The sequence below is a fragment of the Paracoccus sp. SSK6 genome (assembly GCF_039770665.1).
Lineage (GTDB): Bacteria > Pseudomonadota > Alphaproteobacteria > Rhodobacterales > Rhodobacteraceae > Paracoccus.
On sequence record NZ_JBDPNJ010000010.1, the window covers coordinates 91,124 to 107,195 of the forward strand.

Below are 16,072 nucleotides of genomic sequence, written 5' to 3' on the forward strand. Positions count from 1 at the left end.
CGCCGTATCCTGGGTGGGCCGTAGGGTGGGGTTCTACCCCACCAACTCTCAATCCAACCGCGCAGGAAGCCCCCACCCGCGCAGCAACTCCTCCGCCGCCATCGGCTTTTTCCCCGACCGCTGCGCTTCCAGAACCTCGACCGCGCCCTCCCCGCAGGCGACGGTGAAGCCCTCCAGCACCTCGCCCGGCGCCCCCTGCCCCGCGACGACGCGGCTGCGCAACAGTTTCACCCGCTCACCCGCCACGTCGCACCAGGCACCGGGAAAGGGCGACAGCCCCCGGATCAGCCGGTCCACCTCGATCGCCGGACGCGACCAGTCCACCCGCGCCTCGGCCTTGTCGATCTTGGCCGCATAGGTCACGCCTTCCCCGGCCTGCGGCACGGCGGGCAAGGGCAACCGCGCCAGCACATCGACGATCAGATCCGCTCCCAACCCTGACAGCCGGTCATGCAGGTCGGCGGTCGTCTCTTCAGCACCGATGGCAGTCCGCACCTCGGCCAGCACCGGCCCGGTATCCAGGCCCGCCTCCATCTGCATGATGGCGACGCCGGTCTCCGCGTCCCCCGCCATCACCGCCCGATGGATCGGCGCCGCCCCCCGCCAGCGCGGCAGAAGCGAGGCATGGATGTTCAGGCAGCCCAGACGCGGCGCGTCCAGCACCGGCTGCGGCAGGATCAGCCCATAGGCCACGACCACCGCCACATCGGCCTCCAACGCCGCAAACGCCGCCTGCTCCTCCTCGCCCCGCAGCCGCAGGGGCGTGCGAACCTCGATCCCCAACTCCTCCGCCGCCGCATGAACCGCCGATGGACGCGGCTTCTGCCCCCGCCCCGCCGCGCGCGGCGGCTGCGAGTAAACGGCCACGACCTCATGCCGCGCGGCAATCGCCCGCAAGGCAGGCACCGAAAATTCGGGCGTCCCCATGAAGATCACGCGCATCCTGCCTCCATCTTCTGTGCTCAAATATCCCACGGGGGTCCGGGGGTGTGAAACCCCCGGCCTTCTCACCGCCGCGCCAGCTTCGCCGATTTCGCGACCAGCATCTTGCGCCGCAAGGGCGACAGGTGATCGACATACATCCGCCCGTCCAGATGGTCGATCTGATGCTGCACGCTGGTCGCCCAGAGGCCCACGAAATCGCGCTCCTCGACCTCGCCCGCCTCGTTCAGGAACCGCACCGTCACCGCGCGCGGACGGCTGACCGGGGCGAAGACGCCGGGCAGGTTCGGGCTCGCCTCGTCATGGCTGCGGAACTGGACGCTGGCGTGCAGAACCTGCGGGTTGGCCATCCTGACCGCCTGCCCGCGCTTGTCGGACGCGTCCACCACCGCGAGCCGCAGCATGATCCCGATTTGAGGTGCTGCCAGCCCCACGCCCGGCATGGCCTCCATCGTGTCGATCATGTCGTCCCAGATCATCCGCACGGTCTCGGTCACGGCCTCGACCGGCTCGGCCGGGATGTGCAGGCGGCGGTCGGAATAGGGCAGGAAGGGCCGGACGGTCACGCGCGGCCCTTTTCCCGCTTCAGCTTGACCATGCGGCGGGTGATCATCTGCCGCTTGATCGCGGACAGGTGGTCGATGAACAGGATGCCGTTCAGGTGATCCAGTTCATGCTGCGCGCAGGTCGCCCAGAGCCCGTCGAACTCCTGCTCGTGCGTCTTGCCGTCCAGGCCCAGCCAGCGCAGCCGCACCTGTTTCGGACGCGTCACATCGGCATATTGGTCCGGGATCGACAGGCAGCCTTCCTCGTAGGTGTTCAACTCCTCGGATTCCCAGGTCACCTCGGGGTTGACCAGCACCAGCGGGCACCGCTCGGCCTCGGGGTCGCGGGTCGCGTCCATCACGAAGACGCGGGACAGGACGCCCACCTGCGGCGCAGCCAGGCCCACGCCCGGCGCGTCATACATGGTGGCCAGCATGTCATCCGCCAGCGCCTCGATTTCCGGCGTGATGCGGGCCACGGGTTCGCAGACCTTCTTCAGGCGCGGGTCGGGATGGATCAGGATGGGGCGCAGGCTGCTCATATCCGCGATGTAGGGCAAGGCTTCACCATAAGCAACAACCGGCATATGCATGGGAAAACAGCAGCAGGCAGGACCATGACCAGACCCGATTTCGATCAGATCATCGACCGCGTGGGCACGCGCTGTTCCAAATGGGACGACATGCAGGCGGCCTATGGCGTGGCGCCCGATCAAGGCGGGCTGGCGATGTGGGTCGCCGACATGGACTTCCGCCCCCCTGCCGCCGTGCAGCGCGCGGTCGAAGCCGTGGCCGCCCATGGCGTCTATGGCTATCCCGGCGCGAACAGGCCCTATCTCGACGCGATCCGCTGGTGGATGGACAACCGCCACGGCTGGCAGATCGACGCCGGCTGGATCCTGACCTGCGCGGGGCTGGTCAACGGCGTGGCGATGGCCTTGGACGCCTATACGCAGCCCGGCGACGGCGTGATCGTGATGTCGCCGGTCTACCACGCCTTTGGCCGGGTGATCCGCGCCTCGGGACGCGAGCTGGTGGAACTGCCGCTGGCGCAGGAGGGCGGGCTTTACCGCATGGACTGGCCCGCCTGGGAAAGCCGCGTGACTGGGCGAGAGAAACTGCTGATCCTCTGTTCGCCGCACAATCCCGGCGGCCGCGTCTGGACGCCCGAGGAACTGCGCGAGGTCGCCGATTTCTGCATCCGCCACGACCTGATCCTGCTGTCCGACGACATCCATTGCGACCTGGTGATGCCCGGCCACAAGCACCGCATGATCGCGACGGTCTGCCCCGATATCGCGGACCGGCTGGTGACGCTGACCGCCGCCACTAAGACCTTCAACATCGCGGGCGCCCATGTCGGTAACGCGATCATCGCGGATGAAGCCCTGCGCAACCGCTTCAAGGACGCGCTGATGGCGCGCGGCATCTCTCCGGGCCTGTTCGGAATGGACATGGTGGCGGCGGCCTATTCGCCCGAAGGCGCGGCCTGGGTGGATGCGCTTGTCGAATACCTCGCCGGCAACCGGCGACTGTTCGACGAAGGCATCCACACGATCCCCGGCCTGCGGTCCATGCCCTTGCAGGCGACCTATCTGTCCTGGGTCGATTTCTCGGGCACCGGGATGACGCCCGCCGAATTCACCGCCCGCGTGGAACAGACCGCCCACATCGCCGCCAATCACGGCGCGACCTTCGGCACCGGGGGCGAGAGCTTCCTGCGCTTCAACCTCGCTACTCCCCGCGCCCGCGTGGCCGAGGCGGTGGAGCGGCTTCAACAGGCCTTCGCCGACCTGCAATGACGGGGCTGGCCCGCCTGTTTTCCGCGCTGACGGCGCTGTGCCTGCTGGCTGCGGCCTGGATCCTGCTGGCGCCGCAGCCGCGATCCCCTGCACCGATCCCGCGGGTGCCCCCATTGACCGTGCCTTTGACGGGTCCGGTCGATCACATCGTGATCCACAAATCCGCCCGCCGCATGACGGCCTTTCGGGATGGCCAGCCGCTCAAGATCTATCGCGTCGCCCTGGGTTTCGCACCCGCTGGCGAAAAGCGCCGACAGGGCGACGGCAGGACGCCCGAGGGCCGCTTCACCATAGACCGCGTGAACCAGAAAAGCGCCTATCACCTGTCGCTGGGCCTGGATTACCCCCGCCCGCAGGACCGCGCCCGCGCGGCGGCGGAGGGGGCCGATCCCGGCGGCGACATCTTCATCCACGGCCAGCCGAACCAGCGACCGGATGGCGAAACCCTGCCCGGCGACTGGACCGCAGGCTGCATCGCCGTATCCGACGCCGAAATCCGCGAACTCTATGCCGCCGCCCGCATCGGCACGACAGTCGAGATCTTGCCCTAGCGCATTCACCTTTGCCTAAATACCCTCGGGGGGTCCGGGGGGCGAAGCGCCCCCGGCCTCCGTTGCAATCCCGCGCCTGGACGATCATATAGGGGCGCAAACCCGAACACACCCGAAGGCACACCCCGCATGGTCTATCTGGATTTCGAAAAGCCGCTTGCCGATATCGAAGGCAAGGCCGAGGAGCTTCGCGCCCTGGCCCGCAAATCCGAAACCGCCGTGGATGTGGAAAAAGAGGCGGCGGCGCTGGACAAGAAATCCGCCGACCTGCTGCGCGACCTGTATCGAAGCCTCGATCCCTGGCGCAAGACGCAGGTGGCGCGCCATCCCGACCGGCCGCATTGCCGCGACTATGTCGAGGCGCTGTTCACCGAATACACGCCGCTGGCGGGCGACCGCGCCTTTGGCGACGACCATGCGGTCATGGGCGGCCTGGCCCGTTTCAACGACGCGCCCTGCGTGGTGATCGGCCATGAAAAGGGCAACGACACCAAGACCCGCATCCAGCACAATTTCGGCATGGCGCGGCCCGAAGGATACCGCAAGGCGATCCGCCTGATGGATCTGGCGCATCGCTTCAAGCTGCCGGTGATCACCCTGGTCGATACGCCCGGCGCCTATCCCGGCAAAGGGGCCGAGGAACGCGGCCAGTCCGAAGCCATCGCCCGCTGCACCCAGAAATGCCTGGAGATCGGCGTGCCGCTGGTCAGCGTCATCATCGGCGAGGGCGGGTCGGGCGGCGCGGTGGCCTTCGCCACGGCCAACCGCATCGCCATGCTGGAACATTCGATCTATTCGGTGATCTCGCCCGAGGGCTGCGCCTCGATCCTGTGGAAGGACGCCGAACGGATGCGCGAGGCCGCCGAGGCGCTGCGCCTGACCGCGCAGGATCTGAAGAAGCTGGGCGTCATCGACCGCATCATCGCCGAACCCCTGGGCGGCGCGCAGCGCGACCCCGCCGCCGCGATCAAGGCCGTGGGCGAGGAGATCGCCGCCATGCTGGCCGAACTGACCGGCAGGAAGCCCGCCGACCTGATCAAGGACCGGCGCCAGAAATTCCTGGACATGGGGGCGAAAAGCCTGGTTGCCTGAAACGGGGCGGCCTTGTCACCACAGGGTCGCAGCGGCGCGCAAGGGCCAGTCGGCATCATAGGCCGACCCGCCCACTGTGCCCTCGGTCATGGTAGCGAGGATCTGTCCAGGCGTGGGCAGGCCCTGGCTGTCGTCCTGGCCCGACCACAGCCCGGCCCGGATCACCGCGCGGGCGCATTGGAAATACACCTCGGCGATCTGCACCACGATGACCGTGCGGGGCAGCTTGCCCTGACGAGACAGGCTGTCGCGCAGGGCGGGATCGTCCGTGACCCGCGCTTGGCCGTTCACCCGAATCGCATTGCCTGATCCGCGCACCAGGAACATCAGGCTGACGCGGCCGTCGCGCAGGATGTTGCGCAGCGAATCGATACGGTCATTCCCGCGCCAGTCGGGCAGCGCCAGGTGCCGGTCGTCCAGGGCCCGCACCACCGGGCCGTCGTCGCCGCGCGGGCTGCCATCGGTGCCCTCGGGGCCGACGGTCGTCAACACGCAGAACCGCGACTGGGCGATGAAGGCCGCATATTCCGGTGTCAGCCGGTCAGCCACCTTGCGCAGCGATGCCGCGCCGGGTGTTCCGTAGATCGTTTCAAGATCGCTCGGTTCCAGCCAGTTCATAGGTAAACCCTGCCTCGGCCATCAGCCGGTCTGAATGAGTTTCGACCTCGGCCTCCAGCCGGGGGATGAAGCCTTCGGTCGGGACTTCGGGGGACACAGGCGGCAGGAACTCGACCACCGCGCGCCCCGGACGGATCCCCCAGCCCTTGCGGGGCCAGAACAGGCCGGTATTGACCGCGACGGGCACCACCGGCAATCCGGTGGCCCCCCGGATCGTGCTAACCCCGTGCTTGTAGGGGCGGCGTTCGCCCGGCCGGGTGCGCGTACCTTCGGGATAGATGATCAACTGGCCCAGGCCTTCGCCCGACAGACGCTGGTTGATCTCGCTGGAAATGGCGCGCATGGCGTCGCGACCGCGATTGCGGTCGATGGGGATGCAGCCGACCTTGCGGGCATACCAGCCCATGATCGGCACATGCATCACTTCCTTTTTCATGATGAAGGCGCGGCGGGGGACGGCATGGGCGATGACCAGGATGTCCAGGAAGCACTGGTGCTTGGCCGCGATGATGCAGTCGCCGGTGGGCGGCGTCCCGCGAACCTCGCAGGTGACACCCAGATGCAGCCGCGCGGCCCAGAGCATATAGCCGATCCAGCGCGTCGCCACCCGGTTGGCGCCCGCGCGGCCATCGCGCAACAGCGCGGGCAGGCCGAACAGCCCGATCACCACCGTCGCCAGGGCGACATGCAGGTAGTAAAACGCGTTCTGCAGATATTGCCACGGCGTCAGCGGGCCGGGCACGGGCGATGCCGCCCGACCCGTCACGGCCCGGTCGCTCATCGCACGGCCCCCAGCATCTTCAGGGCCGCCCAGCGGGTCGCGAAAAAGCCCACGGCTGCGGCGATGACGGGGATCAGCAGCGGCAGCAGCCAGCCCCAGCCATGAAAGCCAAGCCCGGTCAGAAAGCCGCCCGCCGCATTCACCCCCGGCAGCATGGCGATGCCCGCCATACCGCAGAGCGTGCCGACCGTGGCGCCCACGGCCGCGCGCTTGGTGAAGCGGCGCACGAAGGCCGTGGCGATGGTGATGTCGCGCGCCCCGATCAGGCGCAGGACGCGGATCACCTGCCCATTCGCCGCCAAGGCCGCCTTGGCCGCTAGCGTGATCATCGATGCCGAGGCCGCCGCGATCAGCAGAAGCGAGACAATCCCAAGCATCCGCAGCCGGTTCGCCGCCGTGACCAGCGGACGGCGCCATTCGGTATGGTCGTCCAGAACCGCGCTTGGCGCCTCGGCCTGAAGGCGCAGGCGCAGGCCTTCGGCATCGAAGTCGTCGCCCGCGACGGGCAGGTCGATCAGGGCGGGCACGGGCAGCGCATCGACGGGCATGTCGGGGCCGAACCAGGGAACCAGCAACTGCGCCACCTCGTCCGGCGGCAGCAGGCGGGGCTGGCCCGTCCCCGGCGTGGTGGACAGAACCTGCATCGCGGCCTGGGTCGCGGCGGCCTGTTCGTCCAGGGGCGCGCTGACCCGGACCGTTACCGATCCCGCGAGTTCGCTGGACCAGCGTTCGGCCAGCCGCCCCGTCGCCAGCGCCAGCGCCAGGGCGAAGACCGCCAGAAACGCCATGGCGCCTGCCGAAAACAGCGTCAGTTGGGCGGTAAAGCCCGTGGGCGGCACGATCCGGTCGCCCGATCCGCCATCCCGCACCAGCCCCTGCCACAGCGCCGCAAGGTTCAGCCCGCGAAAATCAGCCCTCATCACAGATCGGCCCCCGCCAGAGTCAATGTCCCGTTCGCGATGCGCAAGACGCGCGCCGCCACCTGCGCCTTGGTCGCGCGGATCAGGTTCAGGTCATGGGTCGCGACCAGCACGGTCTTGCCCGACTTGTTCAGCTCGACCAGCAGCTGCATCAGGCGCATGGACATGTCCCAGTCCAGGTTGCCCGTGGGCTCGTCCGCCAGGATCAGGTCGGGCGACAGGATCACCGCGCGGGCCAGCGCCGCGCGCTGCCGTTCGCCCCCCGAGAGCGACGGCGGCAGGGCGCGGGCGTGCTGGGTCAGGCCCACCCAGCCCAGAAGGTCGCGCAGCGCCTCCATGTCCACCGCCTGCCCCGAGATCGTCAGCGGCAGGGCCATGTTTTCCGCTACTGGCAAATGGTCCAGGAACTGCGTGTCCTGATGCACGACGCCCACCCGCCGCCGCAGATCGGCGATGCCGTCGCGCGTGAGTTGCCGCACATCCTCGCCAAAGGCGGTCATCTGCCCCGATGTGGGCAGCAGATCCGCATAGCACAGCCGCAGAAGCGTCGTCTTGCCGGACCCGGACGGCCCGGTCAGGAAATGGAACATGCCGGATTGCAGCGTCAGCGTCATATTCGACAGCAGCTCGGTGCCCCCATAGCCGAAGCCGACATCCCGCATCTCGATCACGCGCCACCCCCTCATCTACTCGGGCCATTCCGCTTTCCGGCCCTGCCCGGCTTGGAAGCCGGCCCCGCGCTTGATAGAACAGCCACAAGGCGAATGCGAGGGGTCGGGATGGCGGAAATACGGTTGATCTGTCCGGGTTGCGCCGCGGAATACCGCCTGCCCGAAAATGCGATCCCGCCCGAGGGGCGAGAGGTCGAATGCAGCGCCTGCGGCAATGTCTGGCAAGCCACGGCCCAGCCCGTCGGGGTAACAGTTGCGGATGACCTGCCGTCTGCTTCCGCGTTGCCACCGCTGAACCGCCGCCTGCCCGACACCGTGCTGGACATCCTGCGGGACGAGGTCGAACACGAACGCCGCGCCCGCGCGGCCGAAGACGGGGCACCGCCCCTGCCCGCCCCTGCAAGCCCGCCCGCAGCCTCGCCGCGCGCGGCGGCGGATCCCGAATGGCCCGCCACGACCATCACCACGGCCATTACCCCGCATGTCGCCCCGGTGGCAGAGGTTTCGCCCCCCTTGCCGCAACCAAGCCCCGACCCGGCGTCCTTCCTGAAAAGGCCCGCCGCGCTGGGAACGACCACGTCGTTGCCGCAGGGGGAAACCCCCGTGCAGGACCAAGCCCCGCCCGCGCCCCGACAGCCCGCCCGCCCTGCGCCTGTCCCGGTGCTTGTGCCCCGGCCCAGGCGCGGAGGCTATGCGGTCGGCTTCGGCCTGGCCGCCCTGCTGGCCGCCGCCTGCGTGGCGCTGTATGCGCTGGCGCCTGTGATGGCCGACCAAGGTGCCTTTGGCGAGGGGCTGATGCAGCTTCGCGGGCAAGTGGACGAGGCGCGGCTGTGGCTGCAGGACCGCGCCGCCAGCCTGACCCGCTGATCAGAAGCGATCGAGCAACCGGCCCAGGTAATCGCGTTCCGCATCGGGCCGTTCGGCTTGCCCGCTGCGGCGGCGGATTTCGTCCAGCAGGTCGCGGGCGCGGCGGGCAGGATCCACGCCCTCGGCCAAGGGATCGCCCCCGGCGATGATATTGCCGCTGCCGTCGCGCTGCCGCCCCAGGGGATCCAGCGCGGGCCGCCGGTCATAGGCCTGTCCCTCGGCGCCCGCCCGTTCCCCGCCGCCGGGACGCTGGCCTTCCTGTGCCTGCTGGCCCTGCTGTCCTTGCTGGCCCTGCTGCTGGTTCAGCATGTCGCCAAGCGCGCGCATCCCTTCGCGCATGGATTCGATGGCATCGGCCTGCCGCTGCAGGGCGCCGCCGGTATCGCCTTCGCGCAGGGCGCGTTCGGCATCCTCCATCGCGCGGCCCGCCTGGTCCAGTTGGCGCCGCGCCTGATCGCCGCCTTCGGACCCCTGGCCCGGCAACAATCCCTGCTGCTGGCCCAGTTCCTCGCGCAACCGGCGCTGCTGGTCGGCCAGACCTTCGGCATTGGGCGAAGGCTGGCCCATCCGGCCCTGGCCGAACTGGTCCTGCATGTCGCGGAAGGCTTCGTCCGACAGGCGCTGCTGTTCGCGCAGCGTGTCGGCCAAGCGGTTCATCGGCTGGTTGCCGCCGCTGCCCTGCTGACCTTCGCCGCCCTGGCCCTGGCGGACCTGCAGGTTCTCCATCATGCGGTTGAACTGTTCCAGCAACTCCTGCGCCTCGGCCATGCGGCCTTCGTTCATCAGGCGCTGGATTTCGTCCATCATCTGCTGGATCTGGTCGCCGGTGATCTGCTGGCCCTGCTGGTTCTTTGCGAACCGCTCCGCCGGATCCTGCTGCCCCTGCTCCGCCAGCATTTGGGTATAGGCATCCGTCGCCTCCTTCAGCTCATCCATCAGGCGCTGGATTTCGTCGGGGCTGGCGCCGTTGCGGATCGCCTCGGACAGCTTCTGCTGGGCCTGGCGCATCCGTTCCAGCGCATCGGACAGCCCGCCATCCTCAAGCTGGACGGCAGCCTGCCACAGCGCCTCGGCCAGATCGTCGCGCGCCTTGTCGGTCAGCGTGCCGCCTTCCAGCAGCGTCACCGCGCCGCGCAGTTGCAGATAAAGCGGCTGTTCCACGAAGCCTTCCGGCTGCCAGGTCACGGCGCGCAGGATCTCGGCGCTGCGCCCGGCATTCTCGCGCGACCACAAAAGGTCGCGCCGCATCTCGATCAACGCTGCGGCCAGGGGGTTGAAGAAGCGCCGTCCCGGCAGGATCGTGTGCATGGGCTCTGCCTCGCCCACCTGCTCGATCCCGTCCAGGGCGCGCAGGGAAACGCTGACCGGCAGGTTCGCCCAGGGGTGGCGCGACAGATCCTCGGTCAACTGGCCCTTGACTTGATGGTGGTCGCCGCGCGGCAGCGGCAGGGCCAGTTCGACCGATGGCCGAGGCTCGGGGTCGATGGCAAGGCCGAAGCGGCGGTCAACGGCAGGCAGGTCCAGCGCGATCACAGCCTGGCCCGAGGCTATGCCATGATCGTCCTCGGCCTCGAAATCCTGCACCATCCTGCCATCCGCGCGCCGCACCGGCGCGGCCCCGGCGCGGATCACCGGCGCGTTGTCCGGCAGAACCGTCACGTCGAAGCGCCGCCCGGCAACCTCGATCGCGCCCGACTGCTCGGCCCTAAACCCTGGCGCCTGCGGATCGTCGCCCGCAGCCGGGCCGATGTCCTGCGTGACCGCCACGCCGTTGCCATAAAGCCGAAAAGTCACGGCGCTGCCCTTGGGCAGTTCCAGCACCTGCCCCTCGGCCAGGGCGTTCAGATAGATCGTCGGGCGGCGGGTATAGGCGGGGGGTTCCGCCCAACCCTCCCAGCTTGGTCCCGTCGCCACCGCATCGGCGGTCACGGGCCGGGACACGGTCGCGGCCAGGGCTTCGATCCCCTGTCCCACCTGGCCCAGACCACCAAAGACCAGTGCCATGACCAAGGCCACCAGCCCCGCCAGCCGCAAGGCAAAGGGATCGCGCCGCGCCAGTTCCGCATCCGGCCTGACCGCCTGGGCCAGGACGGCGCGCGCCTGCATCTGCGCCAGATGCGCCTGCCACAAGGCGCCTTCCCCGCCAATCGCCGCGCGGTCGGACAGCGCGGCCAAGGGGCGTCCCGGCAGGGTGCGGTCCAGCCGGTCCACGGCATCGGCCATGCGCACCCGCCGGAACCGCATCCCGCCCCGGATCGCCACGCCGATCAGCAACAGCAGCACGGTCCCTGCCAGCCAAGGCAGCACCGGCCCCGGCACCGCCGCCACGACGCCAAGCGCGAAGGCTGCGAAGACCAGCGCCAGCACGGTCGCCAGCGGCCAGAAAGCCCGCGCCGCCTGTTCCCACACCATCCCCCAGCGGGTCAGGCGCAGGGCGCGGGCAACCGGCCCCATCTTCTGTGTAAAAATATCCTCGGGGGTCCGGGGGCAGACAGCCCCCGGCTGCGACGGATCACGCTGGTGCCGCGTCAAAGCCATTCCGGGATGCTATCCCGGGCCAGCATTTCCTCATATGTCGGTCGCGCCCGGATGACGGCGAAGTGATCGCCGCTGACCAGCACCTCGGGCACCAGGGGCCGGGAATTGTATTCCGAGGCCATCACCGCCCCGTAGGCCCCGGCGGACCGGAACGCAATCAGGTCGCCTGCCGCCATTTGCGGCAGTTCCGCGCCCTTCTGGAAGGTATCGCCCGATTCGCAGACAGGCCCCACCACGTCGAAGGGCCGGACCGGGGCGCCCACCGCCGGTTCGCGCACCGGCACGATGTCATGATGCGCGCCATACATGGCCGGACGCGCCAGGTCGTTCATCGCCGCGTCCACGATCAGGAAATCGCGCCCCTCGCCCTCTTTCACATAGATCACCTCGGACAGAAGGATCCCGGCATTGCCGACGATGTTGCGGCCCGGCTCGATTTCGATCTCGCAGCCCAGATCGCCCACCGTCTCGCGGATCACGGCGCCGTATTCGATGGGCAGGGGCGGCGCGTTGTTGTCGCGGCGATAGGGAATGCCAAGGCCCCCGCCCAGATCCAGCCGGGTGATCGCATGGCCATCGGCGCGCAGCGTACGGGTCAGGTCCGCCACCTTGGCATAGGCGGCGCGGTAAGGCTCCAGATCCGTCAGCTGGCTGCCGATATGCACATCGACACCCACGACCTGCAAACCAGGCAAGGACGCTGCCTCGGCATAAACCTCTCGCGCGCGGGCGATGGGGATGCCGAACTTGTTCTCGGACTTGCCGGTCGCGATCTTCTCATGCGTCTTGGCATCCACATCCGGGTTCACCCGGATCGCCACAGGCACCGTCGCGCCCATGCTGGCGGCCAGCGCCGACAGCGCGCGCATTTCCGGCTCGCTTTCCAGATTAAACTGGCGGATGCCGCCCTCGATCGCCTGCCGCATCTCGGCCAGGGTCTTGCCCACGCCCGAGAACACGATCCGGTCGCCCGCCACGCCCGCCGCCTTGGCGCGCGCGTATTCGCCGCCCGACACCACGTCCATCCCCGCGCCCAGATCGCCCAGCAGCTTCAGAACCGCCAGGTTGCTGTTGGCCTTGACGGCAAAGCAGACCAGGTGATCGGTCCAGTCCAAGGCCTGGCGGAACAGGCCGAAATGCCGCGTCAGAGTGGCGGCGGAATAGACATAGACCGGCGTTCCCACCTCGGCCGCGATGCGCGACAGGGGCACGTCCTCGGCGTGCAGTTCCCCAGCGTGATAGTTGAAGTGGTCCATTACAGTTCCGTGATCACGCCCATCGTGGCATGGCCGGAAATGGAAACGTTGGATTTCGGTGCCGTCTTGGGCGCAGGCCGTTCGGGGGGGCCATCGACGCCGCAGGCTGCCACCGCCATCACCGCCAGAATTGCAATCCATTTCATGCCAGTTTCTCCTTCCAGCGGGTGATCTGCGCGCGCACCTGATCGGGCGCCGTGCCGCCATAGCTTTGCCGCGAGGCGACCGAATTGTGAACGCCCAAGACGCCGAAGACTTTATCGGTGATGCCCGCATGAACCCCTTGCATGTCGGAAAGCCGCAGGTCGGGCAGGTCGCAGCCCTTCTTTTCCGCCAGCGCCACCAACGATCCGGTGACGTGGTGGGCGTCGCGGAACGGCAGGCCCAGTTCGCGGACCAGCCAGTCGGCCAAGTCGGTCGCGGTGGAAAAGCCTGCCGAAGCCGCAGCCTCCATCTTCTCACGGTTGGCGGTCAGGTCGGACAGCATCCCGGTCATCGCGGCCAGAGCCAGCATCAGGCTGTCGGCGGCGTCGAAGACCTGCTCCTTGTCCTCCTGCATGTCCTTGGAATAGGCCAGCGGCAGGCCCTTCATCACCGTGAACAGCGCCACCGTCGCACCCAGGATGCGCCCGATCTTGGCCCGGATCAGTTCGGCAGCGTCGGGATTGCGCTTCTGCGGCATGATCGACGACCCGGTGGACCACTTGTCCGACATCGACACGAAGCGGAACTGGGCCGAGGACCAGATCACCAGCTCCTCGGCCAGGCGCGACAGGTGGACGGCGCAGATCGAGGAGGCCGACAGGAACTCCAGCGCGAAATCGCGGTCGCTGACGGCGTCCAGGCTGTTGGCCATGGGCGCGTCGAAGCCAAGCGCCTGCGCGGTGGCATGGCGGTCGATGGGATAGCCGGTCCCGGCCAGCGCAGCGGCGCCCAAGGGCGATTCGTTCATCCGCTTGCGGGCGTCCTGGAAGCGCGACAGGTCCCGGCCGAACATCTCGACATAGGCCATCATGTGATGGCCCCAGGTCACCGGCTGGGCGGTCTGCAGGTGGGTAAAGCCTGGCATCACCCAATCCGCGCCCGCTTCCGCCTGCGTCAACGCCGCGCGGATCAGCGCCCGCAGCGCCTCGATGGCCGCGTCGCACTGATCGCGCACCCACAGACGGAAATCGGTCGCCACCTGGTCGTTCCTGGACCGGCCCGTGTGCAGCCGGCCCGCCGGCTCTCCGATGATCTCCTTCAGCCGCGCCTCGACATTCATGTGGATGTCCTCAAGTTCGGTGCGGAAGGGGAAATCGCCTGCCTCGATCTCTGACAAGACGGTGAGCAGGCCTTCCCTGATCGCCTGCGCGTCGCTATCGCTGATGATGCCTTGTGCCGCCAGCATGGCGGCATGGGCCCGGCTGCCCCGGATGTCCTGGGCGTAGAGCCGCCGGTCGAAGCCGATCGAGGCGTTGATCGCCTCCATGATCGCATCGGGTCCGGCAGCGAAGCGCCCGCCCCACATGCTGTTGGCGGCATCCTGTTGCGGCCGGTCGGTCATTCTTGCGTCCTTCGGAGGTCTTCATGCTGCGTTCCGTCCTGCTTTATACGGCCCTGCTTTTCGGTGCAAACGCCGCCTTCGCGGGCGCGGTGGACTGGCAGGCCGCCAAGGACGCGGGTTTGGTCAAGCTGGTCCCGGCGGAAGAACCCGCGCCCGTGTCCGAGATCGAATTCACCGACCCCGACGGCGGCACGCACAGCCTGGCCGATTACAAGGGCAAGGTGGTGCTGCTGAACTTCTGGGCCACCTGGTGCGCCCCCTGCCGCGAGGAGATGCCCTCGCTGGATGCGCTTCAGGCGGAAATGGGGGGCGAGGATTTCCAGGTCGTGGCCATCGCCACCGGCCGCAACGCGCCCGAGAAGATCGACAAGTTCTACGCGGAAACCGGGCTGCAGAACCTGCCCGTCCTGCTGGATCCGCGCCAGCAGCTTGCCCGCGCCACCGGCGTCGTGGGCCTGCCCGTGACGGTCCTGATCGACCGCGAGGGCAGCGAAGTCGCGCGCCTTCTGGGCGAGGCCGACTGGTCCAGCGAACCCGCCAAGCAGGTCATCCGCCAGCTTGTGGCGGACTGAGCGCCGCATGGCGCGGGCAGGTGGTGACATGGTCGTTCACCATGCCCGTCGCCTGCATGAAGGCATAGGCGATTACCGGCCCGCAGAAATTGAAGCCGCGCTTTTTCAGCGCCTTCGACATGGCGGTTGATTCGGGGGTGGCGACGGGCACCTCGGCCATGCTCGCCCAGCGGTTCTGGACCGGCTTGCCGCCGACGAAGGACCACAGGAAGGGCGCAAAACCCTCCTGCGCCTCGATGTCCAGAAAGGCGCGGGCACCGCGTACGGCTGATTCGATCTTGCCGCGATGACGGATGATGCCGGGGTTCTGCAGCGCCCGGTCGATGCGCGCCGCGTCCCATCCGGCCACACTTTCGGGGTCGAATCCGTCGAACTCCGCGCGGAAGGCCCCGCGCTTGCGCAGGATGGTGATCCAGGACAGCCCTGCCTGAAAGCCGTCCAGCACCAGCTTTTCCCACAGCGCGCGTGGATCGTATTCCGGCACGCCCCATTCGGTGTCGTGATAGGCGACATATAGCGGGTTAGACCCGCACCAGGCGCAGCGGTCGGTCATGAATCGTTAACCCTTTATCCAGAAATCCCTGCCTGTTTACCGCAAATTAGGCGATGCTTGCTATCACGGAACACGGAATGATTGCGTGACAAGGGACCAGACGTGAGTGACGCGAACCCGCCCGCCAAGGGCTCTCCGCTGGACTATGCGGTGGACCAGCAAAGCCGGCTGACCCTGCCCTCGGTGCGCCTTGCGGTTGAAAAAGGCAATGGCCTGCTGGCCTTCCAGCCCGTCGTGCAGGCGCAGCGGACCAACCGCCCGGCCTTCTACGAAGGGCTGATCCGCATCATCGACGATTCGGGCCGCATGGTGCCCCTGCGCGACTTCATGCCGGTGGCCGAAACGACCGAACTGGGGCGGCAGATCGACTGCCTGGCCCTGTCGCTGGGCCTGAAGGCCCTGTCCGAGGATCCGTCGTTGCGGCTGTCCATCAACATGTCGGCCCGCTCCATCGGCTATCCCGAATGGATGCACATCCTGCGCGAAGGGGTCGCCGCCAATCCGCAGGCCGCCGAACGGCTGATCCTGGAAATCACCGAAAGCTCGGCCATGGGCCTGCCCGAGGAGGTCAAGACCTTCATGCGAGAGGTGCAGCGCTACGGCATCAGCCTGGCGCTTGACGACTTCGGGGCGGGCTATACCTCGTTCCGCTATCTGCGCGACTTCTGCTTCGACATGATCAAGATCGACGGGCAGTTCATCTGCGAAATCTCGACCCATCCCGACAACCAGGTGCTGACCCAGGCGCTGATGTCGATCGCCCGGCATTTCGACATGTTCACCGTGGCGGAAATGGTCGAGACCGCCGACGACGCTAG

At 68.1% G+C, this 16,072-nt stretch carries 18 protein-coding genes; 6 read left to right on the top strand and 12 right to left on the bottom strand.

Features of this window, described 5'->3' with window-relative positions:
* Window positions 1-48: 48 nt before the first annotated feature.
* The 3 genes from fmt to def (AAIL68_RS09420) form a co-directional block, all read right to left on the bottom strand.
* Window positions 49-942: a methionyl-tRNA formyltransferase gene (gene fmt, locus AAIL68_RS09410; protein ID WP_347139519.1), complete on the bottom strand. Its 894-nt coding sequence runs from the start codon at window positions 940-942 to the stop codon at window positions 49-51.
* A 65-nt stretch (window positions 943-1,007) separates the two neighbouring features.
* Window positions 1,008-1,508, bottom strand: a complete 501-nt coding sequence (gene def, locus AAIL68_RS09415; RefSeq protein WP_347139520.1) for a peptide deformylase — start codon at window positions 1,506-1,508, stop codon at window positions 1,008-1,010.
* Entirely contained in the window at window positions 1,505-2,029 is a 525-nt protein-coding gene (def, locus tag AAIL68_RS09420; protein WP_347139521.1) for a peptide deformylase, read from the bottom strand. The genes def (AAIL68_RS09415) and def (AAIL68_RS09420) overlap by 4 nt, the downstream gene beginning before the upstream one ends.
* A gap of 75 nt (window positions 2,030-2,104) precedes the next feature.
* On the opposite strand from def (AAIL68_RS09420), the gene AAIL68_RS09425 reads away from it, so the two are divergent.
* From AAIL68_RS09425 to AAIL68_RS09435, 3 genes are all read left to right on the top strand, one after another.
* Window positions 2,105-3,289 carry a MalY/PatB family protein gene (locus AAIL68_RS09425; RefSeq protein WP_347139522.1) on the top strand — a complete coding sequence of 395 codons (1,185 nt, stop codon included), beginning with the start codon at window positions 2,105-2,107 and terminating at the stop codon, window positions 3,287-3,289.
* Window positions 3,286-3,840 carry a L,D-transpeptidase gene (locus AAIL68_RS09430; protein WP_347139523.1) on the top strand — a complete coding sequence of 185 codons (555 nt, stop codon included), beginning with the start codon at window positions 3,286-3,288 and terminating at the stop codon, window positions 3,838-3,840. Before AAIL68_RS09425 ends, AAIL68_RS09430 begins: the two co-directional genes overlap by 4 nt.
* 129 nt (window positions 3,841-3,969) lie before the next feature.
* Complete coding sequence (locus tag AAIL68_RS09435; protein WP_347139524.1) at window positions 3,970-4,932, top strand: acetyl-CoA carboxylase carboxyltransferase subunit alpha; 963 nt, start codon at window positions 3,970-3,972, stop codon at window positions 4,930-4,932.
* A 15-nt stretch (window positions 4,933-4,947) separates the two neighbouring features.
* Here AAIL68_RS09435 and AAIL68_RS09440 read toward each other — a convergent pair whose 3' ends face one another.
* From AAIL68_RS09440 to AAIL68_RS09455, 4 genes are read right to left on the bottom strand one after another with little or no spacing between them, the layout of a single operon-like run.
* Complete coding sequence (locus AAIL68_RS09440; protein WP_347139525.1) at window positions 4,948-5,550, bottom strand: pyridoxamine 5'-phosphate oxidase family protein; 603 nt, start codon at window positions 5,548-5,550, stop codon at window positions 4,948-4,950.
* Window positions 5,522-6,331, bottom strand: coding sequence for a lysophospholipid acyltransferase family protein (locus tag AAIL68_RS09445; RefSeq protein ID WP_347139526.1), 810 nt, complete (start codon window positions 6,329-6,331; stop codon window positions 5,522-5,524). Before AAIL68_RS09445 ends, AAIL68_RS09440 begins: the two co-directional genes overlap by 29 nt.
* Window positions 6,328-7,254: a cell division protein FtsX gene (locus AAIL68_RS09450; RefSeq protein WP_347139527.1), complete on the bottom strand. Its 927-nt coding sequence runs from the start codon at window positions 7,252-7,254 to the stop codon at window positions 6,328-6,330. Before AAIL68_RS09450 ends, AAIL68_RS09445 begins: the two co-directional genes overlap by 4 nt.
* A complete protein-coding gene (locus AAIL68_RS09455) occupies window positions 7,251-7,922 on the bottom strand; it encodes an ATP-binding cassette domain-containing protein (protein ID WP_347139539.1) in 672 nt (223 codons plus the stop codon). The genes AAIL68_RS09450 and AAIL68_RS09455 overlap by 4 nt, the downstream gene beginning before the upstream one ends.
* A gap of 108 nt (window positions 7,923-8,030) precedes the next feature.
* Here AAIL68_RS09455 and AAIL68_RS09460 point away from each other — a divergent pair, with 108 nt between their 5' ends.
* Window positions 8,031-8,789, top strand: coding sequence for a zinc-ribbon domain-containing protein (locus AAIL68_RS09460; protein ID WP_347139528.1), 759 nt, complete (start codon window positions 8,031-8,033; stop codon window positions 8,787-8,789).
* Here the strand turns inward: AAIL68_RS09460 and AAIL68_RS09465 are convergent, their stop codons facing one another.
* The 4 genes from AAIL68_RS09465 to argH form a co-directional block, all read right to left on the bottom strand.
* Window positions 8,790-11,243, bottom strand: coding sequence for a DUF4175 domain-containing protein (locus AAIL68_RS09465; protein WP_347139529.1), 2,454 nt, complete (start codon window positions 11,241-11,243; stop codon window positions 8,790-8,792). It lies immediately after the preceding gene.
* 74 nt (window positions 11,244-11,317) lie between these two features.
* The gene (lysA, locus tag AAIL68_RS09470; protein WP_347139530.1) at window positions 11,318-12,583 is read right to left on the bottom strand and encodes a diaminopimelate decarboxylase; all 1,266 of its coding nucleotides are present in this window, start codon (window positions 12,581-12,583) and stop codon (window positions 11,318-11,320) included.
* Complete coding sequence (locus tag AAIL68_RS09475; protein ID WP_347139531.1) at window positions 12,583-12,729, bottom strand: hypothetical protein; 147 nt, start codon at window positions 12,727-12,729, stop codon at window positions 12,583-12,585. The genes lysA and AAIL68_RS09475 overlap by 1 nt, the downstream gene beginning before the upstream one ends.
* Window positions 12,726-14,129, bottom strand: a complete 1,404-nt coding sequence (argH, locus tag AAIL68_RS09480; RefSeq protein ID WP_347139532.1) for an argininosuccinate lyase — start codon at window positions 14,127-14,129, stop codon at window positions 12,726-12,728. The genes AAIL68_RS09475 and argH overlap by 4 nt, the downstream gene beginning before the upstream one ends.
* 23 nt (window positions 14,130-14,152) lie before the next feature.
* On the opposite strand from argH, the gene AAIL68_RS09485 reads away from it, so the two are divergent.
* Window positions 14,153-14,701, top strand: coding sequence for a TlpA disulfide reductase family protein (locus tag AAIL68_RS09485; protein ID WP_347139533.1), 549 nt, complete (start codon window positions 14,153-14,155; stop codon window positions 14,699-14,701).
* On the opposite strand, the gene AAIL68_RS09490 is transcribed toward AAIL68_RS09485, so the two are convergent.
* On the bottom strand, window positions 14,676-15,254 hold the full coding sequence (locus AAIL68_RS09490) for a DNA-3-methyladenine glycosylase I (RefSeq protein WP_347139534.1): 579 nt from the start codon (window positions 15,252-15,254) through the stop codon (window positions 14,676-14,678). The genes AAIL68_RS09485 and AAIL68_RS09490 overlap by 26 nt on opposite strands.
* 102 nt (window positions 15,255-15,356) lie before the next feature.
* On the opposite strand from AAIL68_RS09490, the gene AAIL68_RS09495 reads away from it, so the two are divergent.
* On the top strand, window positions 15,357-16,072 hold a 716-nt coding region (locus tag AAIL68_RS09495; protein ID WP_347139535.1), incomplete at its 3' end, for an EAL domain-containing protein.